31 protein-coding genes are annotated in these 24178 nt (G+C 61.8%); 8 read left to right on the top strand and 23 right to left on the bottom strand.

Annotated elements, in window-relative coordinates:
- Positions 1 to 17 precede the first annotated feature (17 nt).
- From ACQY8Q_RS18990 to ACQY8Q_RS18930, 13 genes are all read right to left on the bottom strand, one after another.
- Complete coding sequence (locus ACQY8Q_RS18990) at positions 18 to 203, bottom strand: rcc01693 family protein (protein WP_428427995.1); 186 nt, start codon at positions 201 to 203, stop codon at positions 18 to 20.
- A gap of 20 nt (positions 204 to 223) precedes the next feature.
- Complete coding sequence (locus tag ACQY8Q_RS18985) at positions 224 to 562, bottom strand: gene transfer agent family protein (RefSeq protein ID WP_428427994.1); 339 nt, start codon at positions 560 to 562, stop codon at positions 224 to 226.
- Positions 563 to 582: 20 nt separating this feature from the next.
- Complete coding sequence (locus ACQY8Q_RS18980; RefSeq protein WP_428427993.1) at positions 583 to 990, bottom strand: phage major tail protein, TP901-1 family; 408 nt, start codon at positions 988 to 990, stop codon at positions 583 to 585.
- 77 nt (positions 991 to 1067) lie between these two features.
- Entirely contained in the window at positions 1068 to 1466 is a 399-nt protein-coding gene (locus ACQY8Q_RS18975; RefSeq protein WP_428427992.1) for a DUF3168 domain-containing protein, read from the bottom strand.
- Complete coding sequence (locus ACQY8Q_RS18970; protein ID WP_428427991.1) at positions 1463 to 1798, bottom strand: phage head closure protein; 336 nt, start codon at positions 1796 to 1798, stop codon at positions 1463 to 1465. Before ACQY8Q_RS18970 ends, ACQY8Q_RS18975 begins: the two co-directional genes overlap by 4 nt.
- A gap of 2 nt (positions 1799 to 1800) precedes the next feature.
- Positions 1801 to 2370 carry a head-tail connector protein gene (locus tag ACQY8Q_RS18965; protein WP_428427990.1) on the bottom strand — a complete coding sequence of 190 codons (570 nt, stop codon included), beginning with the start codon at positions 2368 to 2370 and terminating at the stop codon, positions 1801 to 1803.
- A gap of 143 nt (positions 2371 to 2513) precedes the next feature.
- A complete protein-coding gene (locus ACQY8Q_RS18960) occupies positions 2514 to 3782 on the bottom strand; it encodes a phage major capsid protein (RefSeq protein ID WP_428427989.1) in 1269 nt (422 codons plus the stop codon).
- Entirely contained in the window at positions 3779 to 4357 is a 579-nt protein-coding gene (locus ACQY8Q_RS18955) for an HK97 family phage prohead protease (protein ID WP_428427988.1), read from the bottom strand. Before ACQY8Q_RS18955 ends, ACQY8Q_RS18960 begins: the two co-directional genes overlap by 4 nt.
- A 246-nt stretch (positions 4358 to 4603) precedes the next feature.
- The gene (locus ACQY8Q_RS18950; RefSeq protein ID WP_428427987.1) at positions 4604 to 4921 is read right to left on the bottom strand and encodes a DUF6107 family protein; all 318 of its coding nucleotides are present in this window, start codon (positions 4919 to 4921) and stop codon (positions 4604 to 4606) included.
- Between the two features lie 220 nt (positions 4922 to 5141).
- Entirely contained in the window at positions 5142 to 5453 is a 312-nt protein-coding gene (locus ACQY8Q_RS18945) for a type II toxin-antitoxin system RelE/ParE family toxin (protein ID WP_428427986.1), read from the bottom strand.
- Complete coding sequence (locus ACQY8Q_RS18940) at positions 5453 to 5713, bottom strand: CopG family ribbon-helix-helix protein (RefSeq protein ID WP_428427985.1); 261 nt, start codon at positions 5711 to 5713, stop codon at positions 5453 to 5455. Before ACQY8Q_RS18940 ends, ACQY8Q_RS18945 begins: the two co-directional genes overlap by 1 nt.
- A gap of 69 nt (positions 5714 to 5782) precedes the next feature.
- Positions 5783 to 6934 carry a phage portal protein gene (locus ACQY8Q_RS18935; protein WP_428427984.1) on the bottom strand — a complete coding sequence of 384 codons (1152 nt, stop codon included), beginning with the start codon at positions 6932 to 6934 and terminating at the stop codon, positions 5783 to 5785.
- Positions 6935 to 6996: 62 nt separating this feature from the next.
- A complete protein-coding gene (locus ACQY8Q_RS18930; RefSeq protein ID WP_428427983.1) occupies positions 6997 to 7617 on the bottom strand; it encodes a hypothetical protein in 621 nt (206 codons plus the stop codon).
- A 163-nt stretch (positions 7618 to 7780) separates the two neighbouring features.
- On the opposite strand from ACQY8Q_RS18930, the gene ACQY8Q_RS18925 reads away from it, so the two are divergent.
- On the top strand, positions 7781 to 7930 hold the full coding sequence (locus ACQY8Q_RS18925; RefSeq protein ID WP_428427982.1) for a hypothetical protein: 150 nt from the start codon (positions 7781 to 7783) through the stop codon (positions 7928 to 7930).
- A 338-nt stretch (positions 7931 to 8268) separates the two neighbouring features.
- Here the strand turns inward: ACQY8Q_RS18925 and ACQY8Q_RS18920 are convergent, their stop codons facing one another.
- Positions 8269 to 9591 (bottom strand): DNA-packaging protein, encoded by a 1323-nt coding sequence (locus ACQY8Q_RS18920; protein ID WP_428429818.1) that lies wholly within the window; start codon positions 9589 to 9591, stop codon positions 8269 to 8271.
- 220 nt (positions 9592 to 9811) lie between these two features.
- Complete coding sequence (locus tag ACQY8Q_RS18915; protein ID WP_428427981.1) at positions 9812 to 10438, bottom strand: hypothetical protein; 627 nt, start codon at positions 10436 to 10438, stop codon at positions 9812 to 9814.
- Positions 10439 to 10810: 372 nt separating this feature from the next.
- Here ACQY8Q_RS18915 and ACQY8Q_RS18910 point away from each other — a divergent pair, with 372 nt between their 5' ends.
- Positions 10811 to 11155: an MmcQ/YjbR family DNA-binding protein gene (locus tag ACQY8Q_RS18910; RefSeq protein ID WP_428427980.1), complete on the top strand. Its 345-nt coding sequence runs from the start codon at positions 10811 to 10813 to the stop codon at positions 11153 to 11155.
- Here the strand turns inward: ACQY8Q_RS18910 and ACQY8Q_RS18905 are convergent.
- Positions 11152 to 11619, bottom strand: a complete 468-nt coding sequence (locus tag ACQY8Q_RS18905) for a YcgN family cysteine cluster protein (RefSeq protein WP_428427979.1) — start codon at positions 11617 to 11619, stop codon at positions 11152 to 11154. The genes ACQY8Q_RS18910 and ACQY8Q_RS18905 overlap by 4 nt on opposite strands.
- Positions 11620 to 11768: 149 nt before the next feature.
- Between ACQY8Q_RS18905 and ACQY8Q_RS18900 the strand changes: the two genes are divergently transcribed.
- The 3 genes from ACQY8Q_RS18900 to ACQY8Q_RS18890 all read left to right on the top strand — a co-directional run bounded on the left by ACQY8Q_RS18900 (position 11769) and on the right by ACQY8Q_RS18890 (position 15393).
- Positions 11769 to 14015, top strand: coding sequence for a transglycosylase domain-containing protein (locus ACQY8Q_RS18900; protein ID WP_428427978.1), 2247 nt, complete (start codon positions 11769 to 11771; stop codon positions 14013 to 14015).
- Positions 14016 to 14267: 252 nt separating this feature from the next.
- Complete coding sequence (locus ACQY8Q_RS18895) at positions 14268 to 14855, top strand: DUF1214 domain-containing protein (RefSeq protein ID WP_428427977.1); 588 nt, start codon at positions 14268 to 14270, stop codon at positions 14853 to 14855.
- A complete protein-coding gene (locus ACQY8Q_RS18890) occupies positions 14848 to 15393 on the top strand; it encodes a DUF1254 domain-containing protein (protein ID WP_428427976.1) in 546 nt (181 codons plus the stop codon). The genes ACQY8Q_RS18895 and ACQY8Q_RS18890 overlap by 8 nt, the downstream gene beginning before the upstream one ends.
- Positions 15394 to 15507: 114 nt before the next feature.
- Here the strand turns inward: ACQY8Q_RS18890 and ACQY8Q_RS18885 are convergent, their stop codons facing one another.
- The 3 genes from ACQY8Q_RS18885 to ACQY8Q_RS18875 all read right to left on the bottom strand — a co-directional run bounded on the left by ACQY8Q_RS18885 (position 15508) and on the right by ACQY8Q_RS18875 (position 16786).
- Positions 15508 to 15690: a hypothetical protein gene (locus tag ACQY8Q_RS18885; RefSeq protein ID WP_428427975.1), complete on the bottom strand. Its 183-nt coding sequence runs from the start codon at positions 15688 to 15690 to the stop codon at positions 15508 to 15510.
- Between the two features lie 423 nt (positions 15691 to 16113).
- Positions 16114 to 16404 (bottom strand): hypothetical protein, encoded by a 291-nt coding sequence (locus tag ACQY8Q_RS18880; RefSeq protein WP_428427974.1) that lies wholly within the window; start codon positions 16402 to 16404, stop codon positions 16114 to 16116.
- A 16-nt stretch (positions 16405 to 16420) separates the two neighbouring features.
- Positions 16421 to 16786: a hypothetical protein gene (locus ACQY8Q_RS18875; protein ID WP_428427973.1), complete on the bottom strand. Its 366-nt coding sequence runs from the start codon at positions 16784 to 16786 to the stop codon at positions 16421 to 16423.
- Between ACQY8Q_RS18875 and ACQY8Q_RS18870 the strand changes: the two genes are divergently transcribed.
- From ACQY8Q_RS18870 to ACQY8Q_RS18860, 3 genes are all read left to right on the top strand, one after another.
- On the top strand, positions 16785 to 17600 hold the full coding sequence (locus tag ACQY8Q_RS18870) for an SH3 domain-containing protein (RefSeq protein WP_428427972.1): 816 nt from the start codon (positions 16785 to 16787) through the stop codon (positions 17598 to 17600). The two genes, ACQY8Q_RS18875 and ACQY8Q_RS18870, sit on opposite strands and share 2 nt — an antisense overlap.
- Positions 17601 to 17735: 135 nt before the next feature.
- Positions 17736 to 18026, top strand: coding sequence for a hypothetical protein (locus ACQY8Q_RS18865; RefSeq protein ID WP_428427971.1), 291 nt, complete (start codon positions 17736 to 17738; stop codon positions 18024 to 18026).
- A gap of 307 nt (positions 18027 to 18333) precedes the next feature.
- The gene (locus ACQY8Q_RS18860; protein ID WP_428427970.1) at positions 18334 to 19356 is read left to right on the top strand and encodes a DUF2336 domain-containing protein; all 1023 of its coding nucleotides are present in this window, start codon (positions 18334 to 18336) and stop codon (positions 19354 to 19356) included.
- Positions 19357 to 19368: 12 nt separating this feature from the next.
- Here the strand turns inward: ACQY8Q_RS18860 and ACQY8Q_RS18855 are convergent, their stop codons facing one another.
- The 4 genes from ACQY8Q_RS18855 to ACQY8Q_RS18840 all read right to left on the bottom strand — a co-directional run bounded on the left by ACQY8Q_RS18855 (position 19369) and on the right by ACQY8Q_RS18840 (position 23861).
- A complete protein-coding gene (locus ACQY8Q_RS18855) occupies positions 19369 to 19716 on the bottom strand; it encodes a DUF1491 family protein (protein ID WP_428427969.1) in 348 nt (115 codons plus the stop codon).
- Positions 19717 to 19796: 80 nt separating this feature from the next.
- The gene (locus tag ACQY8Q_RS18850; protein WP_428427968.1) at positions 19797 to 21248 is read right to left on the bottom strand and encodes a methyl-accepting chemotaxis protein; all 1452 of its coding nucleotides are present in this window, start codon (positions 21246 to 21248) and stop codon (positions 19797 to 19799) included.
- A gap of 92 nt (positions 21249 to 21340) precedes the next feature.
- The gene (locus ACQY8Q_RS18845) at positions 21341 to 22315 is read right to left on the bottom strand and encodes a peptidoglycan-binding domain-containing protein (protein ID WP_428427967.1); all 975 of its coding nucleotides are present in this window, start codon (positions 22313 to 22315) and stop codon (positions 21341 to 21343) included.
- Positions 22287 to 23861 (bottom strand): sensor histidine kinase, encoded by a 1575-nt coding sequence (locus ACQY8Q_RS18840; protein WP_428429817.1) that lies wholly within the window; start codon positions 23859 to 23861, stop codon positions 22287 to 22289. Before ACQY8Q_RS18840 ends, ACQY8Q_RS18845 begins: the two co-directional genes overlap by 29 nt.
- Between the last annotated feature and the right edge of the window lie 317 nt (positions 23862 to 24178).

Below are 24178 nucleotides of genomic sequence, written 5' to 3'. Positions count from 1 at the left end.
AAAGAATACCCGCCGCCTCAGTCCGGAAATGCCGCCATCAGCGTTTCAATGCCAGACCGATCCGGAACCGCACCAGATGGCCGCAGCCCGCCGAATGCAGCTTGTATCTCGCGCGGCGTCATCGACCAGAAATCCTGTGCTGGAAGCCGCAGCAGACAAAGCCCGGCATGCATCACCGCCCCCCACGGAAACGGAGGCGGCAAGCCATTGCCCGCTGCGGCCCTCAAGGGTTTGCGCCATCCTCCGCTGCGCCAAAAGTCGCCGCCAGCAGTTCACTGGTCAGCCGCGCCAGGCCGGCAATGCCGCCGTCGATGCTCATCACGGCGACATCCTCGTCGGAGACCAGATTGCCGCCGCCGCGCAGGCCGGCGCTCAAAATCCGGATCATGTCTTCCGCCTTCAGCCGCCCGGCCGAAAACCGCGCTGCCAGTTCCATCAGATTGTCAGCCGCAAAAGCGGTCTCCAGCTCGGCCAGACTGCCAAGCGTCAGGCAGAGGATGCGCCGCTCGCCGCCGATGACGGCTTCCACCTCGCCGCGATGCCGGTTCGCCCGGCCCGTCATCCCGGTGTTCCGCCCGATCATCACAGCGCCGCAAAGGTCAGGGCACCGGCCGATTCCAGCGCCGTTTCAAACTGGATCTCGCCGTTGTACTGGCCCGAATATTCCAGCGCCGTCACCTGGAACGGCCCGGTCAGCGTACCGAAATCCGGAATGACGATCTGCCAGTTGAGGATCGAGCCGTTAAAGAACGCCGCGCGCACCAGCACATCCGAGCTCTGGTCCTTGAATATACCGGCGCCCGAGACCGAGGCGCGCTGCACGCCAGCGCCCCCCAGCAACTCCCGCCACCGCCCCGCCGATTCCGCGTCCGTCGCGTCCACCGTCTCGGCGTTGAACGCCAGCCGTTTCGAGCGCAGCCCCGCCACCGTCAGGTAAGAGCCGCCATTGTCGATCTTCAAAAGAAGATCCTTCCCCTTCTGCGCCACCATATCTTCATCCTTCTCGGAAAACGAAAAAGGCGCCCGAGGCGGACGCCGACAAACTCACACTTCCAGTGCGAAAATCCTCACTCCGTCACGGCCCGAAACTCGATCTCCGCCACATGCCCCTTGGCCTTGGCATCACGGCCAATTCTGGTGCGCCGGTGCAAAAGGCTAACCAGCACAAATCCGGCCAGGACGAGAGGCACGTCGTCCAGCAGCATCCGCACCCGCGCGGCAATCTCCTGCACGACCCGGCTCCCGCCTTCGCCCGTCCGTACGTCCAGCGTGACCAGATGTTCTTCCCCCGCCTCGCTCGCCGTCGACGCATCGCGGCTGTCGATCCCGGCAATGACAATGCATGGCCGGTGCGATCGTGTCTGCAGGTGATCGTGAACCCCGTCTGGTCCAATCAGCGCCGTCAGTGCCGCGTCACCGGCAAGTTTTATGAAGACCGCCTTCTGCAAGGCTCCGGCCGCACTCATCGCCCATCCTCCGCACATCGGCAGACCAGATAGCGCCGCGTCTCGTCCGGGTCATGACATGCCCGGACCGTAAAAATCCGCGTCCCCTTGCGAAACCGCATACCGGCCGCGATATCCTCGCGGAACCGGATCCAGATCCGGTGCGTCACAATAAACATCTCCGCGTCCGCCCGCTCCTCTTCGGTGATGGCGACAGGCTCGATCCGCGCCCAGAGCGAGGTCACCAGTGCAAAACCCGGCACGATGCCACCCTGGCCATCACCGGCGTCATTGCGCATCTCCAGGTCGAGCCGCACCGACAGCTGCCCAGGGTCGAAAATGATGGCACCCATCGTCAGAGCCCCCGCCGGCAATAAGGGGCAATCAGCCGGTCGTAACCGGCAGGCACCGCCGCCGGCTGGCTGTCTGGAGACACCGCGCCGCGAAATTCGTAAAGCAGTGCCGCGTGCAACAGCATCGCCCGCTTCAGCGTGTCCGGCACATCCGCACCGGTCGCCCCAAATCCGGCCGAAAAATCGATCTCGATCCCGTTGATTACCCGTCCCGGCTCCGGTTGCCGGGGTAGGATCAGCCGCGCCGGACGTGCCTGCCCGTCCAGTACGAAGCCTGCGGCATTGACGGCGACGGGTGCACCAGCCGCATCATAAACCGTAATGCCCTCAATCGTTTGCACCGGCCCCCTGCCAATCTGAATCACCCGCGCCGGTGGCCAATCGTCGAGATAAAGGCGGAAGGTTCGCCTTATCAGCGAAAGCCCGGTCTGCCGTTCCAGATGCTCGCGCACGGTGTGGATCAGCCCGGCGATCAGCGCATCCTCGGCGCTTGTTTCAACACGCAGATGCGCCTTGGTCTCGGCAAGCGTCAGCGGCTCGCCGAGCGGCGGCGCCAGTTCGGTGATGGTCATGGAACTCTCCAATGGGGATGCTTGGGGCATGGAATGGGTGGACGCAGCGGGAGGGGAGCTGCGTCCACCCTCGCGCACTGCGGCAGGGAAGACCGCCGGCGCGAATGGTTGCCACCTTTGAGGAAGGGCGGCCTTACGCTTATTCAAGATGCCGCGAATTTAATCAGCTTGATAGCCTCAAAATTTTGCACTCCACCACCGACGCGTTTGGTGGTGTAAAACAGCACATACGGCTTGGCCGAGTAGGGATCGCGCAGCACCCGCACCCCGGTGCGATCGACCACCAGATAACCGGCGGCAAAGTTGCCGAAGGCGATCGACGTGCTGCTGGCGCCGATATCCGGCATGTCCTCGGCCTCGGCAATCGGAAACCCCATCAGCGAGGCCTGCTGCCCGGCCACTGCCGGCGGACGCCAGAGATAGTTGCCGTCGGCATCCTTGAATTTGCGGATCTCGGCCTGTGTCCTGCGGTTCATCACGAAAGCGGCGTTCTGCCGGTGCCCGGCCTTCAGCGCGTAGATCGTGTCGATCAGCGTGTCGGATGGGCCGCTTGTCTTGAAAGCACCGGCAACTCCCGTGGCGATGTAGCCGATATTGCCCCAGCTCCAGCTTGTCTCCGCCACATTGGTATAGCTCAAAAAGCCCTTCGGCTTGTTGGTACCATCGCCGGAAACGAAGGCCGTGCCTTCCTGTTCGCCAAAGGCGATATCGACTTCGGAAGCGATCCAGTTCTCGATATCGACAGCCGCATCGTCGAGAAGGGCCGCCGTCGCCGCAGGCATGGCGTAGAGTTCCATGGTCGGGAAGGAGAGCTCGGCCAGCTGCGGCGTCGTGGTCTGCGGCCGCGCCGCCGTCTCCGCCACCCAGCCGGTCGCCATACCGGAGAGCGCAAACGGTTTCTTCAGCACCGCGCCCGAGACCTGCCGCACCGTTGCCATCGAGCGGATCGGCGAGACCACCGAAAGCCGCCTGCCGATTTCCGTGTCGGTCTCATTAGGCACCAGGTAACCGCCATCGCTGGTGGAACCGGTCGAAAATGCCTTGGCCTCCAGCTCACGCAGCGCCTGCTCGTCGCCCCGGCGAATATAGCTTTCAAACGCCGCCTTGTGCTCCATCGTCTCCAGGCTGGATTCACCGCTGCGCCCCAGCGCCGGCCGCGCTTTCTTCAGCATCATCTGGTCGATGACGCGTTTCTGCTCGTCCATGGTGCGCGAAATGCGGTCCATCTTGTCGCGGGTGATAACATCGGCCGTCAGCTTGCTTTCCAGCTCGCCCAGCCGCCGGTCATTGGTTTCCTTGAACGCCTCGAAGGCGCCCATGAAATCCTCGAATGCCGCTGTCATCGTTTCGGGCGCGGTCTTGATTTCCGGGGCAGCCCGGCCTTGCTGCGCCATGGTGCTCGTCTCGCTCATCGATGTGTCCTTCTGTCAGAGAGTTTTATCATCCGGGCCGCCCGCCGCATCGTGCGCACGAGCTCCGTTTCCTTGTCGCGGAAGAACCGCGCATTCTTGACGTTCGAAACCCTGGCCGATGGCAGCATCGGAAAGGTGACGATCGAGATTTCCCAGAGATCGGCTTCGAGGATGCGGCGCACGCCGGTCTTGCCGTCGGTCTTTGCCGTCACGGTCTGGAAGCCGATCGACAGCCCGTCGAGCGCGCCCGCCTTCATCAGCATGTGAATCCCTTGCGCCCGGGCAACACCCGGCGACAGAAGCCCCTCGACATAAAGCCCGCGCGCATCCTCGCGGATGGTCTTCCAGGTACCCAGCGGCTCGCCGGGGTCGTGTTGGAACAGCATGCGCACACCGGAGGCTCCACGCCGGGTGAGAGATTGCTGGAATGCGCCGGGCGCAATCGCATCCTTGCCGAGATCGACCTCGCCAAAAATGCTGGCATAGCCGGAAAACCGGCCCTCCCCGGTCACCCCGGACAGCGTCAGATTGGCAAACTTCTGCGTTCGCCAGACAGGCATCCTGTCGGTCGTCATGGGTCTCTCTCCGATGGTTGAAAATGCGGTGGAAGGGCAAGCGGCCGCCAAGCGTTAGCGCTCTGCCACCAAAACTATCCAAAGCCGGGGTTGATCGCTGGCGGCCCCGGCCTATCTCGACCTAGGTCGTCTTCGAGGGACGGCCGTGGACTGACGCAGGATGCGATGCGGCAGCGACACACCCGGGCGGAAACATTTGATCCGCCCGGGATGACAGCCGGCAAATGCGCCTGCGGCACTGCCAACCTAATCCGGCCGCGTGCCAAACCGTTCCGCTACGCGCACGGCCGCTCCCATCACCCACCAGGCAAGAAGGCTGCATGCCGCCGAGCCGGTCAACATCACCTCGGCGCCTGAAAGGCTGCCGGCGATATCGAGCTTGGTGACGATCCACAGGCCCGCCGGTCCGCCGAAAATCAGCCCGCAGGAAAGGCCGGTGAAAAAGCGCGAGGCAGCCTCGCGCTTACCCTTCGGCAGCATATAGATCAGAGACACCGCAGCCCCGGCCGCAGCACCGATCCCCTTGGCGGCCCAAAGGCCCGGGTCATTGCCAAAATCAGCCATTTGTTAAGTCCTTGATGCTATTATCGGAATTGCATCGTCCTCACCCGGCCGCAGACAACTGCCGCTGGGTGATGCACAACGTGACGTCGCGTCAGCTGGAGCATTCTCTGAGTCTTTTGAATCGGTTGCGACGGGGCGTTGAGAAGTTGAATCAACCACTTCACACGGTGAATCATCCGCAGCATGATACAGGCCACAAGCCGCTGATAAGATTGCGTAGTTAACCCTCGAACTGGTCGGAATCGCCGTTCGCATCGGGAACACGCGGATTTTGCCGTCCGTGCCGAATGGCCAAAATGACGATGGCACCGCCGGTTTCCGTATAGTCGATGACATAGGGCGGCGACACATAGCGCCTGACGCCGGGGATGATCGCAACCGCCTGTCCAGCCTGTGGATGTTCTGCCAGGATTTCCGCAACCTTCCTTATCTGCCGCGCCGTCGCACTTGCAGCTCGCTTGTCGAAACGGCCAAGGTAGGCTTGCTCAGCTTTGAGATAGGCCAGAGCCCGTTCGGAGAACCGCACATCCATCAGGCAGCGTCGTCCTCAGCCAGCCGGTCAAGCTCACTCAGGACAGCGTCCATATCATGAACCTTGCCGTCCTTGACGTCCTGCAGACCTTGCGCGATCTCGAGAATGTCGGCACCCTCGTTGAGAAGATAATACCGCATCGCCCGAACCATCACCCAGCTGCGGGATCGTTCACTCGTTGCGGCGATCGTCTCGATATCTTTCAGCACATCGACCGGCAGACGCAGCGCGATCGGATCGGACAGAACAGGTTTGGCCATCATCGCCTCCATTTGTTATACGGCGTATAACAAAATACCAGCAACGCGCGTTGCCCTCAAGTCCCGCGCTCAATAGCCCACCGCCTGCCGCTTCTCCTCGTCGCTCAAGAAATCCGCGTCCTTCATCCGTGCCCAGACCTCGCTGCGTTCGCCGGTCAGCCCAGTCACCTGGTCGAGATCCGGCACCAGTTTCAGCGTCTCGCCCAACCGCCCGGAAAGCCAGCCCGACAATGCTGCCGCCGTGCGAAAAACCATCGGCAGGATGGTCAGCCGGTAGAGCGCCCGGTTGGCCTCCTGGTAATTGGCATAGGTGTTGTCGCCAGGAATGCCGAGCAGCATCGGCGGCACGCCGAAGGCAAGCGCGATGTCGCGCGCCGCGCCATTCTTCGCCTCGACGAAATCCATGTCCTTCGGCGAAAGCCCCATCGCCTTCCAGTCGAGCCCGCCTTCGAGCAGCAGCGGCCGTCCGGCGCGGATCGGACCGGAATAGCCTTCGTCCAGTTCGTTTTTCAGCCGGTCATACTGGTCGGCAGAGAGATTGCCGCCCTCCTTCGGCTGGTAGACCAAAGCGCCGGAAGGCCGGGCCGAATTGTCGAGCAACGCCTTGTTCCAGGTCGCCGCCGCGTTTGAGAGATCGAGCGCCATTTGCGCCGCCGCCAGCGGCGGAAAACCCAGGTGATCGTCGAGCGGATGAAAGAGCCTCAGATGCAGCAGCCCGTCCTCACCGGCCGAAATCCGCCGCACCAGGTTGCCGACCCGATATTCGTAAGCCTCCGGCCAGCCGTCCCGCCCTTCGAGAATACGCACCCGGTCCGGCCGTAGCAGATGCAGTTCGCGCACCACGCCCCCGATCTCGGCCGCATCGACATAGGCATTGCCGGACAGCAACAGATGGCCATACATCGTCTCGAGGAAATCATGCCCCCCCATCCGCCCGTTCGGCCGTGCCAGCAGCGCCAGAACCGGATGCTCGCTCCGCTCCTCCGTTCCCTCGTAGACCAGCAACGGCACGTTCGCCGCAGCCTCCGAAATCAGCCTGACTGCCCGGTGCGCAACCGGATTGCGCATGAACCCTTCTCGGGCCAATGCCGCATAGGATCGCCCGGTCCAGTGCGCCCGCCCCTCCTGCGCGATGGCAATGAAACTTGAGGCAGCCTTTGTTTCCCGTAAAGGGTCGCTTTCCACCGGGCGGCGCCATGGCAGACGGAATGGATTCTTCATGTCTCGCTATCCTTGAATGCCGCCCGGGCGCGGCCTGAAACCGGAACGAAAACCGATACCGCTTACGCCGCCCCGGCCAACCGGATCGCCGCCAGATATCGCCTACCGTATCCCGCCACCAGTTCCGCCCGGTCGCGGCCATTGATAATCCGCCGCGCGCCGGTCCAGTCCTCTTTGCTTGCGGAAAAATACTGCCCGAGCCTGCGGCCCGTAAACGCGCCGGTCTGCATGCCGATGAACAGGATGTCGACGGCAACGTCCATTTCCATCGCCCGCTCAGGCCGGGACACCAGGTCGATCCCGGTCGCCAGCGCCATCTTTTCGTAATTGACCCGGTGCGTCAGCTGCACCAGCCCACGCCCGAGCCAGCTCCTCCCCTCCGCATCCCGCCGCCAGTAGAGCACAGACACAGAAGGCAGCCGGCCGTTGTCAAACGCGCTGTCGAGAAGGACGATCGCCCGCGCGTCGCTTTTGGCAAAGGTCTCGCGCACCGGCTGCATCGTCCGGCTGGTCTCGTGATGGACAGTCGCAAGCATATAGGCGAGCCAGCGATCGTCGATCCCTGCTGCAACTCCGCCGCGATCGAGAATAGCCGTTAGCCCCGTCACCTGGTGCTTTTTCAGGACACCATCGAACAGGGAAACACGCACCGCATCGAAGAAGGTTTTTCGCGCAAAGAGCATTTATCCTCCGTTTCCGGCCACAAGACTTGAAAAATGTCGTGACTCTAAATCGATTTAACCAATTTAAATCGTTTAAACTGTTTAATGCCCTGATTTACTTTGGGTTTGGGATGTGAAATCTGGATTCAAGCAATATGATATTGCCTTGATCGAGGAGGATCGCATGAACGCTCAGAGCAAGATACAGGCCGACACCACCCGCTCGACGGTACCGCAGCACATCCTCGACCGGTTCGAAAACGCCTGGCAGCAGATGCGTGCAAACGCCTCCCCCGCGCCGAAATCCACCAGTACCGAAGACGACAAGCGCTGATCGTTTCCAGATTTTTCGTTTCGCCAGCGCACAACCGGAGCGGAACCTTCCGCCTCGGCCTGCGTTGTCGGTCGTTGCAGTAAGAACGAAAGGATCGCCCATGCCGGCCCAGCAAATCTCCCAGGCCCAGTTCGAACGCCTTGAAAACGAATGGCGCCAGATCCGCCAAACCGTATCGGCGGCACCCAAGCCCGCTGCCACCACAGCCGCGAAATAATTCGACAGTTCTGCCGCACGACACCCTCCCCTTGAGGGGGAGGGTCGGAGTAAAGCTCCGGGGTGTGGTGACCGCCAAGTGCTCGTAACATCGATCCATCGCCACCCGCCTTCCAGCCCTATCAAATTCCCCTGACCCGCGGCTCACCGCCACCGTCCAGCATCAGGGCCGTCAGCGCCCAGACTAGTGCATCCAGCCGGTCCGGCGAACGTCCGGACGACAATCCATCCGGCCCAAAATCACACATCTGATCTTCCAGAGCCGGAAACGATCCGGCATGCACCACGCGGCCCTGCTCGTAGAGTGCCGCCACCGGTTCCGCCCGCAGCCACTTTCCGCGCGACGCCCTGACGGCCGTGACCGGCAGTTGCGCGTCGATGCCGCGCAGTACGGCAGAGACCATGTCGCCTCCCTGGTTGACCTCGGCGACGATCCGGTCGGCGTCAAAACGCCTGAAGGCCCGAACCACCGCCCCAGCCCATCCAGCCGGGCTTGCGCCTTCGACCGAACAATCGGCCAGCACGACACCGCGCCCGGCGCGATCGAGCCCAGCGACAATGATGCCGCAGCAGGATTCGCGTCCCATGCCGGCTGGTGGATCGACTGCCACAACGATGCGGCCAAGCGGTCCGGTATCGCGCAGTTTCAGTGCCTCGATCCCGGCGCGCGACCAGAGCGCATCCTCGCGATCCTCGATCATCTCGCCGTCAAGTTCCTGCCTTCCCAGCCGCGTGCCGCCGTAGCGTCCAGCCATGGCGGAGAGAAATCCCGGCGCCAGGTTCCCCGCATTGTCGCCGGTCCTGATCCGGCACGTTGTGGTGCCGGGATCGGCGATCAGCGCCTTCAAAACCGGCACCGGCCTCGGCGTCGTCGTCACCAGCGCACGCGGATGATGCCCGAGCCGCAGGGCAAACTGCAGCATGTCCCAGGTCTCCTGCCCATGCTTCCATTTGCCGAGTTCATCGCACCAGGCATAGTCGAATTGCGGTCCGCGCAAACTTTCGGGGTCTTCCGAGGAAAAGATCTGCGCCACCGTACCATTCGGCCAGACCAGCCTGCGCCGCGACGCCTCGAAGTCCGGCCGGACGTTTCGCGCAATCCGGCAGATACCGGACACGCCGTCGATCATCACTTCGCGCGCATCGCCTAGCGTCTCGGCCACCAGCGCAATCCGCAATCCCGGCCGCGCCGTCTTTCCGGCCGCCAGCTCCTGCACCCATTCTGCCCCCGCCCGCGTCTTGCCAGAGCCGCGCCCGCCCATCAAAAGCCAGACCCGCCAATCGCCGTCCGGCGGTTTTTGTTCGGAGCGGCCCGTTTTCGACCAGTCCCGGGAGTACGCGACGAGATTGCGAAACCGTTCAAGGCGGCCCGCCTCTATTGTGTTGGAAGCCACCCCAGACGCGCTACCAATGCCACCGCGTGACTGAAGGCCTTGCCCCGGCATTTCGGAAACGTCAGCCGATATTTCCACTCCGGCAGCATCCGTATTCAAATCGGCAGCAGGCATTTGTTCGTCTTCGGCAGGTACATTGCGGTTGACGTTCTCCACTCGCGGCAAGACCTGCAGCTGAGTGCAGATTGCTGCACCGTCCATCTCGCCCATCAAAAGGCGCGTCTCTCTAGCGGCCCTTGCGCGCAGAAGGTTCAGACGCTCCACGAGGAGCTTATGCTTGCGCATCCTCTTTTCGAGATGGCGAAACTCGGCCTTCGTCTTCAGGCGATCCACGCGGGGCTCCGGGCGTTTGGTCGCCCGCTGTTGCGGGGCCGTCGAGATGAGGACCGCTGTCTCCGGCATCGGCGATATATTTGGCGAAGAGTTCCTTGGCGCGTTGTTCAACGCGCTGATCGATTTCTGCAACGAACGCGTTGTAGCTGGCCTCGTCGAACGCGGTATCCGCTGCTGCCTGCCGGTCATGCGCAATCGGCCTTTGCAGGCTGTCGATCTTTTCCAGCGTCCGCACGATCACCGACATCGCCTCGATGCTCGCCTTGGCGTCGGCCTGGACCAGCTTGCGGTCGATCTCCTCGCCCGCCGCCTCCGCTTTGTCATCAGCCAGACGCCGCAGCCGCTGGAACTGCTGCATCTGCTCGCGCAATTCCTTCGTCATGCCGTTCAGCATGTCCTGCAGATCATCGAGCGGCGACACGGCTTCCGCCTTGGTCTCGAGGATGACCCGCCGGGCAACATCCTCCAGCGCGGCATCCGCCTCGTGCGGCCACACCCCGCCATAGACCGGCGCCTTCGGCCACAGGCCAAACAGCGCCGGATCGAAATCCAGATCAGACGTCATAGGAATGTCCCTTGAAACTCACCCTCCCCTTGAGGGGGAGGGTCGGAGCGCAGCTCCGGGGTGGGGTGACCACTATAAAAAGCAGATCTCACCGCTGAGACCGCGACACTAGCGGCTGGCCACCTTCTCCCTCGCGGGGAGAAGGTGGCCAGCAGGGCCGGATGAGGGGGCCGCGATCTCAAATGATAAGGAAATCCGTCGTCCCGCGCCGGTAATATCGGCGCCGCAAGAGTGCCGAAGCATCCCGCTTCGCCCACTTTTCCGACTGTGCCATAAACCTACCAAACGACCGTCACGCCGTCAAGGATTATTTTCCTATTAGGATTATTTTCTTGAATTTGCGCTATATGGGATGCGTGTTACACTTTCCCGATGAGAACCGAGGACCTGGAAAAGCGGGCTTTGGGCCTGCCGGGCGCGGTTGAAAGCGCCCATTTCGGCAAACGCGACTTTCGCGTTGGCAACCGCATCTTCATGTCCCTGCCGGAAGCCGGTCGCGCCGTCGTCAAGTTCACCCCAGGCCAGCAGAAACTGTTCCTCGAAACCGAGCCCGGCGTCTGCGCTGCGGTTCCCGGCGGCTGGGGCCTGAAGGGCTGGACATCCGTCTACTTCGCCGACGCCGAAGACGACATTATCGCCCATGTGATGGATACCGCCTGGCGCAACGTCGCGCCGAAAGACCTTTTAAAACCGGCGGCTCCGGCGCAACAGGCTTAACGCCCAGCGTGCTCGCCCACCGTCAGCGGCCATTCCACCAGATAATCCTCCAGCTCCTCGACGTCGATATCATCTTCGGAAACCGTGCGGCCGCGCACCGAGATGCCCGCCTGATGGACCGTGTCCGGATCGCCGGATACCAACGGATGCCACCAGTAGAGATCGATCCCGTCGCGCACCAGCCGGTAGCCGCAGGTCGGCGGCAGCCAGGTCAGCGTCTCCACCTCTTCCGGCGTCAGCTGGATACAGTCCGGCACCGTCGCCTGCCTGTTCGGATAGTCCTTGCACCGGCAGCTTTCGCCGTCGAGCAGCGTGCAGCCGACATTGGTCCAGGCGATTTCGCCCGTGTCCCAGTCTTCCAGCTTGTTGAGACAACAGAGCCCGCAGCCGTCGCACAGGCTTTCCCATTCCGCGCCCGTCATCTCGGCCAGCGTTTTTGTCTTCCAGAAGGGCTGTTCGCCCATGACGCTTATTCTTCCATCGGTTGGATTTCGGCGACAATTTTACAAAACATTGCCGGATTTTTAAGGCTCATTACCGATATCGACGTAGAATAGAAACCCGGCCCATGCAAATATCGGCCGGGACGTGTAGCCATCAGGACGCGACAAAGTTGCAGGATCCAAGCCAAGACGACAGCCCGAACCCGGAAAACGCCCCGAAGGACGATCGTCCAAGGAAGCGCCATATCCTGCTGCGCATCGATTCCTGGATCGATTCGACCGTCTGGAATGCCGGTTTCCGGCTTGGCGTCTGGTGGGAAGACATCACCATCTTCTTCCGCCGTTTTCGCGTGCGCGGTTGGAAAAAGGCGGTTTTCGAGGTGCTCGGCGAAGGCATGACCTGGGGCACCGCCGGTTCGGTGCTGATGCTGGCGCTCGCTCTTCCGGCCTTTGAGGACACCAAGGGCAACTGGCGGGCGCAAGGTGATTTCGCCGTCACCTTCCTTGATCGCTACGGCAACGAGATCGGCCATCGCGGCATCATCCACGAGGATTCCGTGCCGGTCGATGAATTGCCGGATACGCTGGTCAAGGCGGTTCTGGCCACAGAAGACCGCCGTTTCTTCGATCATTACGGCATCGACTTTTTAGGCCTTGCACGCGCCATGACCATCAATGCGCGCGCCGGCGGCGTCGTGCAGGGCGGCTCGACGCTGACCCAGCAGCTTGCCAAAAACCTGTTCCTGTCGAACGAGCGCACCATCGAGCGCAAGATCAAGGAGGCCTTCCTTGCCGTCTGGCTCGAATGCAACCTGTCGAAAAAGGAAATCCTGCGCCTCTATCTCGACCGCGCCTATATGGGCGGCGGCACGTTCGGGGCGGCAGCCGCATCGCAATTCTATTTCGGCAAGAACATCACCGATATCAATCTGGCCGAAAGCGCTATGCTCGCCGGCCTGTTCAAGGCCCCTGCCCGCTATGCGCCGCATGTCAACCTGCCCGCCGCCCGCGCCCGCGCCAACGAGGTCCTGACCAATCTCGTCCAGGGCGGGCTGATGACCGAGGGCCAAGTGATTGCCGCGCGCCTCAACCCGGCAAAGGTTATTGACCGCGCCGAGGTCACAGCCCCGGATTTCTTCCTCGACTGGGCCTTTGACGAAACCAAGCGCATCGCCACGCCGTTTGCCCAGCACTCGCTGGTCGTTCGCACCACCATCGACATGGGCCTGCAGCAGGCGGCGGAAGAATCCGTCGAATCCAGCCTCCGCCAATATGGCGAGACCTACAAGGTCAAGCAGGGCGCCATGGTGATGATCGAGAATGGCGGTCCGGTGCGCGCCATGGTCGGCGGCCGGGATTATGGCGAAAGCCAGTTCAACCGCGCCACCAAGGCGCTGCGCCAGCCGGGCTCGTCCTTCAAGGTCTATACCTACACGGCAGCGATGGAGACCGGACTGAAGCCGGAATCGACCATCAGCGATGCGCCGATCACCTGGCGCGGCTGGTCGCCGCAGAACTATTCGAAGGGCAGCTATTCGGGCAAGGTGACGCTTTTGACCGCCATCGCCAAATCGATCAACACCGTGCCGGTGCGCCTTGCCAAGGATACGCTCGGCACCGAGATCATTGCCGAAACCGCCAAGAAGATGGGTATCGAAACGCCGATCCGAACCGACAAGACCATGCCGCTCGGCACGTCCGAAGTCACCGTCATGGATCAGGCAACCGCCTACGCCGTCTTTCCGGCCGGCGGCCTGCAATCGCGCCGCCACGGCATCAGCCAGATCCTCAATTACGACGGCGATATCCTCTATGATTTCAATCGCGATACCCCGCCTGCCAAGCGCGTCGTCAGCGAGCAGGCCAATGCCTCGATGAATTACATGCTGACCCAGATCCCGATCATCGGCACGGCCCGCAAGGCAGCGCTCGACAACGGCATCATCGCCGGCGGCAAGACCGGCACGACGCAGGCGTACCGCGATGCCTGGTTCGTCGGTTTCACCGGCGATTACACCACCGCCGTCTGGTTTGGAAACGACGATTATACCTCGACCAACAACATGACTGGCGGCTCGCTGCCAGCCATCACCTTCAAGCGGCTGATGGACTATGCCGAACAGGGCATCGAGCACCGGGCCATCCCCGGCATCAAAAACCCGCTGCCGGGGCCGGATGCCAAGAAGAAGCAAACCGAAACCGCTGCCGCAAAACCAGCCGACGAAAACGCCCTGCCCCCGTTGGTGCGCCCCCGCTCGCTTTCCTCCGAGGTCACCCGGCTGCTAAAATCGCTCGGCGAACAATTCAACACCGCCCCGCCTCTGACGGCTCCGGCCGAAATCCCCGGCAAGGTCGCCGAACTCGACCCGCAACCGACCGGCACCATCGCCAAGGGAGGCCGGGATGGCGCGCGGTGATGTCTGTGCTTTCATAGTAATTGCGACGGCCGGCCTCTCGCTCAGACGCCCCCCTCTGTCCCTTCGGGACATCTCCCCCACACGGGGGGAGATCGGTCGGGAATTCAGTACTCCATCCGTAAGGTGGCCTAAGAAATTTATGGCAATCTCCCCCCTTGTGGGGGAGATGTCCCGGAGGGACAGAGAGGGGTATGAAACCCCAAGCTCAAAGCACAACTTCCCATCAGTCCTCGCGCATTCCCGGTAAAGCCCTTGTTCCGCATCCCCCTCCTCGTCGCTCTTGCCCTGTCCGTCGCCTTTGGCGTCGGCATCGTTTCGAGCGTGTCGGCCCTGAAAGCCACGGTCGGGTTCGGGGCGATTGCGCTTGGCCCCTGGGTAGCGTTTCCCGACGCGCAGACGGAAAACACCGATCCCTATGCCAAGGCCCACCGGGCACGCGCCGGCAAGCTGCTCTATGGCGGCGCCGAAGGCCTGCAGTTTACTGCGGCAATGGACAGCAACGGCGAAAAGCTGGCCTCCAACTGCACCTATGATATCTCCGGCATGACCCCGCCTGCGCGCTTCTGGACGCTGTATGCGACCCATGCCAACGACCAGCCGATGAAGATCGCCGCGGAACTGCCGGCGGCAACCAATGCCTGGACGGTGCTGCGCCAGCCCGACAGTTCCTTCGTCATCCATGTCTCGCCGGTGGCCCAGCCGGACAACTGGCTGGCCATCCGCCGCTCCGGCGCCTTCAAGCTGGTGCTGACCCTGCTCGACACTCCGACGGCCGGTTCTTCCGGTCTCATCGATCTCGCCATGCCGAAGATCGTCAAGACGGGGTGCCCGAATGCGTAGCACCCTTTTTGCCATCCTTGTCGGCCTGGTTGGTGCAGCCCTCCTGCATATCGTCATCATTCTGGCTTTGCCGCAATTTACCGGCAGGGACGCCTACAGCCGGGTGCTCGGCCTCTATGAGATGGACAGTTTCTTTCCACTCACCAGTGAGCCCGGCCCGACCGGCCTTGCCAATGACGATCCTTTCCTGAGGGTCGCCGTCTGCGGATTTTCGGTGGATGCCGGGCCGGCCCGCTTCGTCGCGAAGGGCGCGGTACCGTTCTGGTCGCTGGCGATCTATGACGCCAACTCCAACGAGATTTTCAGCATGAACGACCATACGGCCGTCAATGGCAATCTCGATCTGGTCATGGCCACCCCGATCCAGCTCGTTGATCTGAGAAAGACGCCGCCCGCAAGCCTCGCGCAGTCGATCATGGTGGCGATGCCCGACGAGGAAGGCTATGCCGTCCTTCGGGCGCTTGCACCGACGGACAGTTATGAGGAAACCGTGCGCAATTTTCTGGCCGAATCCAGCTGCGAGCCGTTCCGGCGATAATGTTTGGAAAATGCCCCCGCGCCCAACGGCGGCGGTATTCAATAAAGAAATTATAAAAAGACAATTCAATCAAACGCCGGAGCCTCGCCGTAAAGCATCGAGCCGGCTAAAATATCAATGCTTCTTTGCTCTGCCTGGGGTCTTTTTCGAGGGCAAATCACCCGGGTGACCGTCCAGCCGCTCGTAACGGATGCCGGTAAACAACAGGATGACCGCATTGCTTGGCGCAATCGGACCCATCGATGGTTTTGGCGGTGCCCGCACCAGGCGGTCCTCCAGACTGATAACCTCTGCCATGCTCGTCTCCAAAAATGGTTGAGACGGATGAACTACCGTACTGATTTCACCCTGCCCGCTTCGCGGGCTGGCGCGTCCCAATGTCTTCAGGCTTTTGGCCATCCGGCGTTGGGCATCTGCGCCTTTCTCGTTGCTCCTTCTTCCGGGAATTCCGGATTTCATGCCAGTCCACGTGCCAGTTCAAAGGCGACAATGCCGATGATATCCAAGCACATCACGCGCCGTCAGATTGAGCCATACGATAGTTAACAGCGCCTTAACGGTTGTGACTACAATTTGACCGAAACAGCGCCTGTCCCGGTCATACCCCAAAATGGATATGTCCGGCGCGACGGCACCGGACACTGTTCCCGCCTTGCAGGAACCAATATAGACGAATGCTCATGCAAGGGAGTTTCGCAGGAAACACCCTGACGGCGGATTTTATCGCCGTGCGAGCAGGCCGATGACGAAAGATACGCCGGCAATTGCCAACAGTGTCGAAACGGGTTCTTCGCGAATGCGGTCACGCAGCCGCTCTGTCAGCACCTCGACTTCCGAGGCAGCAACCGCCTTGGCGCTGCTGCCAATGGCAGAAACGGAATCGGTCAGACGCGAGATTTCGGCACGCAGCTCGGCCAGCTGGTTCTCCAGATCGGCCTTTGCTGTACCGGCTTCGATCTCGGCAGTGATTTCTGCATCGTTGGGCACAGCTGCGAATTTCTTTTCGACCATGGTCAGGGCTCCTTTTTCAATGCTCCCAAAACGCATCAGCGGCGATTTGGTTCCCGACAAAGCAGCACCAGCCATGTACTCTCTGGCGTATTTTTCGATCAATAAAACTGTGAAACGCTACATCTGTTCCGACGCCATTCATATTGCCGCGCGAACGCGGAACGAAGCAGCTTATGTTAACGTTTATCTGGGCGGAAGATAAGCGCCAGGGCCGCAAAGACCTCAAAAAAGACACAAAAACAACGGTGTTTGAAGGAAACCGCGCGACAGCACCTGTCAGGGTCCGCCGGATGGATAGGGATGGAAAACCGATGATCATACCGCGACGATATTCATTCAAATCAGCACTGATGGTGATAGCCGCTGCTGCAACCGTTTTCATGCTGCCAGCCATCGCTCAGGCCGCAGAGGGTTTTGCGACGGCGAATGTCAACATGCGCTCCGGCCCCAGCACGCGCTACCCGGCCGTCACCGTCATTCCGGTCGGTACGCCGCTCGAAATTCACGGCTGCCTTGCCGACATGCCCTGGTGCGACGTGTCCTTCTATAACGGCCGCGGCTGGGTCGCTGGCCGTTATGTTCAGGCCCAGTACCAGCAACGCCGCGTTTACGTCGAGCCGGACTATTACGGTTCGCTCGGCATTCCGCTGGTCACGTTCGAACTCGGAAACTATTGGGATCGCAACTACCGCAACCGCGATTTCTATCGCGAGCGGGATTATTACCGCCGCGACCGCGACAGGGACCGCGTCAATCCGGATCGCCGGCCACGGCGCGACTACAACACCTATGAACGGCCGCGTTACAACAATAATGACGGCATCGTTATCGAGCGCCCGGGCCGTGACCGCGACCGGGAACGCATCGAACGCCGCCGCGACGACAATGCCCGGCAGTTCGAAAATGAACAGAACAATCGCCGCGAACGGGACCGCGAACGCATCGACCGCCGCAACAACAATAGCGAGCAGCAGTTTGAGCGTCCTCGCGATCGTGACCGCAACAATGAAGGCAGGCAGATCGAAAGACGCGACAACAACCGCGAGCGGCAGGTTGAGCGCGACAACAATAATCAGCAGCGGATCGAACGCCGGAATAACAGTCAGCAGCAGATCGAAGGCGGTAACGACCGGCCCAGATTCCGCGGCGATGGCGGCGGAGGTTGCAATCCGCGCGACGTGAACTGCAACAACTAAGTTCGATCCAAACGACGGCAGAACGGGCGGCATCAAGCCGCCCGTTTTCATGTCAGCAGGACGGAGTACACGGAAGTCGATTTAGCGGAACCAAATCATCGCGCAGGGGTTGTTCTTTCTTGACGGGAGAACACCATGTTTCTAAGTCCTCTGCAGCACTGGGCCGGCGAATATCGCCGTAGACAATGCGCGCGAAGCGTTTATCCCACCCTGACGCTGCTCGTCGACAAAGCCCATCTGGCCGGCTGGAGCCGCGAGGAGGTTTTGATCGCGATTGCCGATGCTGCCGATCATCAACTGGCGGATATCACTGGCAACTGCGTCGTCACAGTCATCGATAATGACGATCCGCAGGCCGAAGCGCCGGAGAAACCTGTGCAAAAGCAGCTGGCCGTGCCTAAGAGCGCTGCCGATTTGGTCCGGTAAACGGAATGTTAACCACGTCGCCCTATTCTCGAATGATCATTCAGCCATGATCGGCAGGGTCGGCATCGCCTTCATTGGCACCAATGTTTTCAGCACCTTAGCGTTGATAACAGGGGTAACGCCAACAGCGTTCGAAAACGTTCCCATCGTCCATGACTGAAATTTCGCCACCCTTTCGGACAAGCAGCAATGCCGGCACGTCCGAAATCGGGACAATGTGTTGTGCGTATGAGTGGGTGTATCCGTGGCGGACCGGTTTCGTGAGTTGGAAAGACCGCAGGCAGGGCGGCTGAAGGACGTGGTCCTGATGGCGACCGTGACCGGTTTTGAAGGACTGCGCCGTCCCCGCCGGATCGATCTCAAGCAATTCTCCGAACTGTTCGACCCGCTGTTTTCCGCCTCCAGCGACGAGGCCCGCCGTCAGGCCGCCGCCGCCCTTTCCCAATGCCAGCACGTGCCACCATCGGTGGCGCTGCAGATTGGCAATGCGCCGATTTCCATTGCAGCGATCTTCCTTACCCGCTCCGCCTCGATCGATGATGCGATACTGCTGCAGGTCATCCGCAGCCAGGGGCAGGCGCACGCCACTGCCATTGCCCGCCGCGACAATCTTTCGGTTCATGTGGTCGATGCCCTCGTCGAGCGCCGCCAGACCGCTGCCGCACCGGCAAAGACGGCCGCTCCTGCCCTGCAGGCCTCCCCGGCCGCGCGGACTGCCGACGCGCCGGCACAGCGCCAGCCCGAGGCGACGGCGCAGGACATGACCACGGCAAAACTGCTGCGCGAGGAAAAACTGCGCGGCGATCTGAAATCGCTGGCGCGCGTCCCCCAGAAAACCGGATCTGTCCTGCCGGCCATTGCGCCACTGGACCCGCTGCATGAGGCGCTGCTCGTGCGCTTCGCCCGCTCCGGCGAGGCCAATCTCTTCGCGGCCAGCCTGTCGGATGCACTGTCCTCTACGGGTGAACTCGGCGAGCGCATCCTGCTCGACATATCCGGCCAGCAGCTCGCCACCACGTTGACGGCGCTGGACATGCACGCCGATGACAGTCTTTTCGTGCTTTGCGCATTTTATCCCGACCTCACCGAACGGCTCGGTGGCGGCACGCGCGGCGAAGCACTGCTCGCCTCCTTGACCGCAGAAGCCTGTCGCGTCCGCGTTCAGGCCTGGCTGCAGTCGGACCAGAAGGATACGGTCGGCCCATCCGAACATCAGGCCTACCTGTCACCGGACCGTGGCAACGATTCACGCCAGACGGCGGCCCGCCAGGACCCGGCCCACGTTGCCGCCGACATCCAGCAGAAACGGACCTTCGGCCGCGGCCGCTGAGGTTTCACAGGTTCAATTGGGCTTTTCGGTCACGACGTCGAACAGATCGCCGCGCGTATCCACCTCGATCTCCACCACCCAGCAATCCGGATCAAACCGGATTTCGCGGGCGATCGCCTGATCGACCGCATCGGCATCCACGTTGTCTAGCCGTATCTCGAACAGGCGGCCGGATGCCTCTTCATCGAAGAAACTCTGCGGTGCCGGTGCATAGAGCGTTTCGGTGCCCTGACGTGACCGCTGCCGGATGAAGATCGCCCCTGCCTCGCCTGCGCCCTTGCGCAGCACGGCCGCATAGGCGCCAAGGCCAAAGACCCGGCGGACGAGGGCAGACACGAAGATTTCGGATTTCAGGCGCATGGATGGCTGATACACCGGTGCGGGCGGAGGCGCAAACATCCCTGCTCCCCCTAACCAATCTCCCGTTCATTGTGCCGGTGTTAAACCCGGATCGCCAGCCGCAACCCGCCCCAGTGCCGGCCGTTGACGAAGATCGGGGCAGAGATATCCTTCATCAGCACAAAATTCCCGGCCCCCATGTCACGCCGGTAGGTCTGCACCAGGAAAGGCTCGGTGCTGCGGCCTGCGGCAAGGCCGACCCGATCATTGAACATGCGGCGGTTGCGGCAGTTGGCGGTATTCCAGTCGGTATCGCCGGGCCGCTGCGGATGGGAGAACTTGCGATTGTGGGTCGGTAGATAACCATTCTCGTCGATCGGCGCACAAAAAGCGACACGCTCGTCGGACATGGCGACCGGCTCGAGGATGGCCGGCAGAACGCGGTCGGTAAACTCGGTAAAGCGGGTGGTCATCTGCACCGGACTGCTACCCGCGATCTGCCGGTACTGCCGGTCAAACAGGGCATCCATACTGATCGTGCCAGACGCGACATGGCGCTCAAACACCCCGGAAATCGTCGCTGCGACCGCGCTGGCGGTGCGGATATGGGGGCTGTCGGGCGTTTCAAGCCCGGCGCTCGCCGTCACCTGGATGATCTTTTCAGAGACCGCGACGACGGCATCGACGCGGGCGGAAGCGGTCTTCAGCGCGCCGCTCGATGTATGGATCTCGGCAGCGATACCCGTCAGTTGCTCGGCAAAGGCTGCATATTGCCGGTCCACCGCATCGGTGGTTCCGGTGACGGACGAGGCGCTGTCGAGGATCGCCGACATCACCTGTTCAAGGCTGGCAAAGGAGCCCTGGATCTCGCTAGCCTTTTCCTTGACGCCGTTCGCCGAGGCCGAGGCCTGCTCGCCCGCAGAGGTCAACCGCACGATGCGACTGCGCAGTTCGCCAAGCGTCTTCTGGATCGAGGCGGTGGTCTGCGATGTCTGCAGCGCCAGCGCCCGCACTTCGGACGCGACCACGGCAAAGCCCTTGCCCGCGTCGCCAGCGCGCGCTGCCTCAATCGCGGCGTTCAGCGCCAGAAGGTTGGTCTGGCGGGCAATGGTGCCGATCTCGCCGGCAAACCGGTCGACCTCGGATAATGCGCCGGAGAAGGACGAAATTTCCGTGCCTATTTCCCGTGTCGTTGCGACCATATGGTCGATTTCGAGCAGCGAGCCCTGCAGCCGCGTCCCCTGCTCGCCCAGCACCGTGCGGGCGCTGGTGGCCGACGCATCGGTTTCGCGCAGCGAGCGGGCGACCTCGCCATTGGCGGCGGCAATCGAGCGGGCGGTTGCGGTAACGCTGGAAAAGATATCGACATGGCGGGCAGACAGCGCCGCAGCATCCTGGATGGCGCCGGCAATATCGACAAGGTCGATGCCAAGACCAGCGGCCTCTCGGGCCAGATCGGCGATGACACGTCCGAGGCTCGCTGAGCCCACATCGCTATCGTCCTCACCCGGCTCATTTCCGGGCATAGGTATGCGCAAAGCCGTCGTCACCATCCCAATTCTCCTCAACCCGGATACAACCTATGCGAACAGGGTTAACGAAGCGAAAACGGGAATTTTGGTGAACTGCAACGGGTACGGGAAACTCAGAGCGCGCCGATTTCCTTCATTTTCTTCAGCACCTTGTCGCTCGGCTGTCCGGTTTCGGGCAGGCGGTAGTGCTTTTCGAAATGGCGGATGGCCGTTCGCGTCTGCTCACCGGCCACACCATCGACCGAGACATCGGTATAGGCCAGATTGCTCAGACCCTTCTGGATGTTCATCACCAGTTCGCTGGAAGCGGGAATATCGACCTTGGGGATATATTGCGGATCGATCTCGGCATTACGGATCGCCGCAGCCACCGGATCGAGCTCGCCCTTGCCGCCCTTGACGTTCTCATAGGGCCGCTGCGCCGGTTTTGCCGAAGCAAGCGATTTCGCTTTTGCCGGCTGCGTGCTGCCTGTGCCCTGCAGGGCCGCCAAAAGCGTATCACTGGCGGAGCCGGTTTCTGTCCTGCCCGCCTGTTTTTCAAAACGCAGAATCGCCGCCGATGTTTTCGGACCGGTCTTGCCATCGGCGGGGCCGTCGTAAAAGCCCCGGCGCGCCAGTTCCTTCTGGATACCGGCTACCAGTGCCGTGTCGGTCGCAGGCGTTGCTGCGGGTGCAGACTGGATGATCTGCGAAACGGTTTCCGCATCCGTCTCCGGCTGCGGTTTCGGCTGCTCGATGCTGGCGGTCTGCTGCTCCTCGTCCTCGCGCTGAATGACGAAGGTCGTCACCTTGCGCGGTGCAAGGCTGTCGTCTTCGGCAGCAGCCTTGGCGGCTTGCGGATCGACAAACGGCAGGCGCGTGCGCATGAACGGCGATGGATGGGCGCCCGGCTGATACCACATGGCATTGGCGGCAACAAAACTGAAGGCGATGGCAAACGCCAGCGAACCGCCAAAGGCGCGCGGATTGCGCGACGCCAGGCGGCCGGCGAAGGTCAGACCGCGCATCGCCAGGCCAACGGTCACAAGACCGGGGCCGCGCTGCGCCTTCTTTTTCTTCTCAGGCTGTTTTCGCTTGCGAGCCGTCATGACCAGCACCCCCGTTCATTCCATCGGCATCCTTCCGGCTCATCTCCGGATGGGCCTTACCGTTCGTCTTTACCCGCGTACGCTCCTTCAGGCGCGGCGGAAACTCCACCATTGTCTGTTCCACAGCTTCCTGCTCGTCGATGCCGACAATACCGGAGCCGTCGAGCGCGATCGTCACGGTGATCACAGTGCCTTCGCCCGGACGGCTGCGGATATCGAATTGCCCGCCATGCAGAGCGACGAGGCCCTTCACCAGCGACAGGCCAAGGCCGGTGCCTTCGTACTTGCGGGTATAGTCGTTCTGGATCTGCACGAACGGCTGGCCGAGCATCGACAGCTTGTTTTCGGCGATGCCGATGCCGGTATCGCTGACGATCAGGTTGAGATTGCTGCCGGCGATTTCGGCGTCGATGGTGACCAGACCGCCGCGATCGGTGAACTTGATGGCATTGCCGACCAAGTTGATCAGAATCTGCTGGATGGCGCGCTGGTCGGCATTGACTTCGCCGACGCTGCGCATGATCCGGCTGGTCAGCTGAACGCCCTTTTCGCGCGCCTGCAGGCCGAGCATGGCTTCGCAGGCATTGACGACATCGGCGACCCGGAAGGGCTCGGGGATCAGCTCGTAGCGGCCGGCCTCGATCTTGCTCATGTCGAGCATGGTGTTGACGACTGATAGAAGATGGTGGCCCGACTGATTAATCAGCGAAACATATTCGCGCTGCCGGTCGTTTTCGAGCTTGCCGAAATACTCGCCGGACAGGATGTCGGAAAAACCGAGAATGGCATTGAGCGGCGTGCGCAGCTCATGGCTGACGGCAGCGAGGAACCGGGTCTTGGCATCGTTGGCCGTCTCGGCAAGTCCGGTCTTGTAGATCGCCTCGGCGCGCAGACGCGCCTCTTCGGACACGTCGCGCGACTGGACGAGGATGGAGAACTCGCCTTCCGCCTCGCCAAGTGCCGTCATTTCGCAGCGCATATGGACGAACTGCTCGCCGCCGGCAAAGACGTTGGGGTGTTCCAGCCGGATGTCGATGGTCGCCTGGCGGTTGCCTTGGCGCAGTGTATCGATGGCCTGCAGGAAGAGAATGCGATCGGAAACGTGAATCTGTTCGATAAACCCACGGCCGCCCGGATTGCGCATCCAGGCGAGATAGGTTTCGGCATCGCGGCCATGAACGGATGTGACCGAGCCGCGGATATCGTGGATCGTCACCAGACCGGCAAAACAATCATAGTGGCGGGCGCCAGTGTCGATGGAGGTCTCCCGGGTTTCGCCAATGGCATGGGCCGGCGTGCGGTTGCGCTGATAGGCAATGCCGCCGACGGCAGCGATCAGGGCTGAAGCACCGACCAGGGCAGCACCCACCGGCAGGGCCAGCGAAACCGGCAAGGCGACGGACAGAGCGAGAGGAACGGTCGGGAAGGCAACAAGAGCAGTGGCGGCGACCGCCCGGACGACGGCGAACTCGCGGCTTGCCTCCGGCTCTCCCGCCAGCTGGCGGGGCAGCCAAAGGCGTGCGGCGTCGTCGATGCGAGACGCCATCCTGCCAGCAATGTTACGCAATACTCTCAACGTCTAACCCTGTACGCTCGTTCTTTTCCGGACCCCGTCATGGCTCCGTCCTTTTATAAGCAAGTATTCATACATGACCGGAAACGGACTTTTTGAACAATCGCTTTGCACATCCGAATTTCGCACTGGCGGCTTAATGAAAGGATAAATGAAATTGCGACAAATCCCGCGAAAGGCCCTCAAAGTCCCATTCCGGGACAAATCGCCGGGGCTTTGTCTTTTGTGGTTAATGGGGTGTAAGCGCTGGATTTCAAGTGGTTTTCGGCCTCGCGTTAACCTCTGTGGCA

Origin of the sequence: Pararhizobium sp. (assembly GCF_965279435.1) — a bacterium.
Classification (GTDB): Bacteria; Pseudomonadota; Alphaproteobacteria; order Rhizobiales; family Rhizobiaceae; genus Pararhizobium.
This window is presented reverse-complemented; position numbering and strand designations above follow the sequence as displayed.

Bases quoted from the DNA above. Each gene is read 5' to 3' on its own strand.
- ACQY8Q_RS18985 (WP_428427994.1), bottom strand. From the start codon at position 562: ATGACGGGCCGGGCGAACCGGCATCGCGGCGAGGTGGAAGCCGTCATC.
- ACQY8Q_RS18965 (WP_428427990.1), bottom strand. From the start codon at position 2,370: ATGACCATCACCGAACTGGCGCCGCCGCTCGGCGAGCCGCTGACGCTT.
- ACQY8Q_RS18860 (WP_428427970.1), top strand. From the start codon at position 18,334: ATGGCGACCGTGACCGGTTTTGAAGGACTGCGCCGTCCCCGCCGGATC.
- ACQY8Q_RS18975 (WP_428427992.1), bottom strand. From the start codon at position 1,466: ATGAGTGCGGCCGGAGCCTTGCAGAAGGCGGTCTTCATAAAACTTGCC.
- ACQY8Q_RS18925 (WP_428427982.1), top strand. From the start codon at position 7,781: ATGAACGCTCAGAGCAAGATACAGGCCGACACCACCCGCTCGACGGTA.
- ACQY8Q_RS18930 (WP_428427983.1), bottom strand. From the start codon at position 7,617: ATGCTCTTTGCGCGAAAAACCTTCTTCGATGCGGTGCGTGTTTCCCTG.
- ACQY8Q_RS18890 (WP_428427976.1), top strand. From the start codon at position 14,848: ATGCGTAGCACCCTTTTTGCCATCCTTGTCGGCCTGGTTGGTGCAGCC.
- ACQY8Q_RS18980 (WP_428427993.1), bottom strand. From the start codon at position 990: ATGGTGGCGCAGAAGGGGAAGGATCTTCTTTTGAAGATCGACAATGGC.
- ACQY8Q_RS18940 (WP_428427985.1), bottom strand. From the start codon at position 5,713: ATGGCCAAACCTGTTCTGTCCGATCCGATCGCGCTGCGTCTGCCGGTC.
- ACQY8Q_RS18915 (WP_428427981.1), bottom strand. From the start codon at position 10,438: ATGACGTCTGATCTGGATTTCGATCCGGCGCTGTTTGGCCTGTGGCCG.
- ACQY8Q_RS18960 (WP_428427989.1), bottom strand. From the start codon at position 3,782: ATGAGCGAGACGAGCACCATGGCGCAGCAAGGCCGGGCTGCCCCGGAA.
- ACQY8Q_RS18880 (WP_428427974.1), bottom strand. From the start codon at position 16,404: ATGGTCGAAAAGAAATTCGCAGCTGTGCCCAACGATGCAGAAATCACT.
- ACQY8Q_RS18905 (WP_428427979.1), bottom strand. From the start codon at position 11,619: ATGGGCGAACAGCCCTTCTGGAAGACAAAAACGCTGGCCGAGATGACG.
- ACQY8Q_RS18855 (WP_428427969.1), bottom strand. From the start codon at position 19,716: ATGCGCCTGAAATCCGAAATCTTCGTGTCTGCCCTCGTCCGCCGGGTC.
- ACQY8Q_RS18845 (WP_428427967.1), bottom strand. From the start codon at position 22,315: ATGACGGCTCGCAAGCGAAAACAGCCTGAGAAGAAAAAGAAGGCGCAG.
- ACQY8Q_RS18850 (WP_428427968.1), bottom strand. From the start codon at position 21,248: ATGGTGACGACGGCTTTGCGCATACCTATGCCCGGAAATGAGCCGGGT.
- ACQY8Q_RS18840 (WP_428429817.1), bottom strand. From the start codon at position 23,861: ATGGCGTCTCGCATCGACGACGCCGCACGCCTTTGGCTGCCCCGCCAG.
- ACQY8Q_RS18870 (WP_428427972.1), top strand. From the start codon at position 16,785: ATGCTGCCAGCCATCGCTCAGGCCGCAGAGGGTTTTGCGACGGCGAAT.
- ACQY8Q_RS18885 (WP_428427975.1), bottom strand. From the start codon at position 15,690: ATGGCAGAGGTTATCAGTCTGGAGGACCGCCTGGTGCGGGCACCGCCA.
- ACQY8Q_RS18935 (WP_428427984.1), bottom strand. From the start codon at position 6,934: ATGAAGAATCCATTCCGTCTGCCATGGCGCCGCCCGGTGGAAAGCGAC.
- ACQY8Q_RS18920 (WP_428429818.1), bottom strand. From the start codon at position 9,591: ATGCCGGGGCAAGGCCTTCAGTCACGCGGTGGCATTGGTAGCGCGTCT.
- ACQY8Q_RS18865 (WP_428427971.1), top strand. From the start codon at position 17,736: ATGTTTCTAAGTCCTCTGCAGCACTGGGCCGGCGAATATCGCCGTAGA.
- ACQY8Q_RS18910 (WP_428427980.1), top strand. From the start codon at position 10,811: ATGAGAACCGAGGACCTGGAAAAGCGGGCTTTGGGCCTGCCGGGCGCG.
- ACQY8Q_RS18970 (WP_428427991.1), bottom strand. From the start codon at position 1,798: ATGGGTGCCATCATTTTCGACCCTGGGCAGCTGTCGGTGCGGCTCGAC.
- ACQY8Q_RS18945 (WP_428427986.1), bottom strand. From the start codon at position 5,453: ATGGATGTGCGGTTCTCCGAACGGGCTCTGGCCTATCTCAAAGCTGAG.
- ACQY8Q_RS18955 (WP_428427988.1), bottom strand. From the start codon at position 4,357: ATGACGACCGACAGGATGCCTGTCTGGCGAACGCAGAAGTTTGCCAAT.
- ACQY8Q_RS18950 (WP_428427987.1), bottom strand. From the start codon at position 4,921: ATGGCTGATTTTGGCAATGACCCGGGCCTTTGGGCCGCCAAGGGGATC.
- ACQY8Q_RS18875 (WP_428427973.1), bottom strand. From the start codon at position 16,786: ATGAAAACGGTTGCAGCAGCGGCTATCACCATCAGTGCTGATTTGAAT.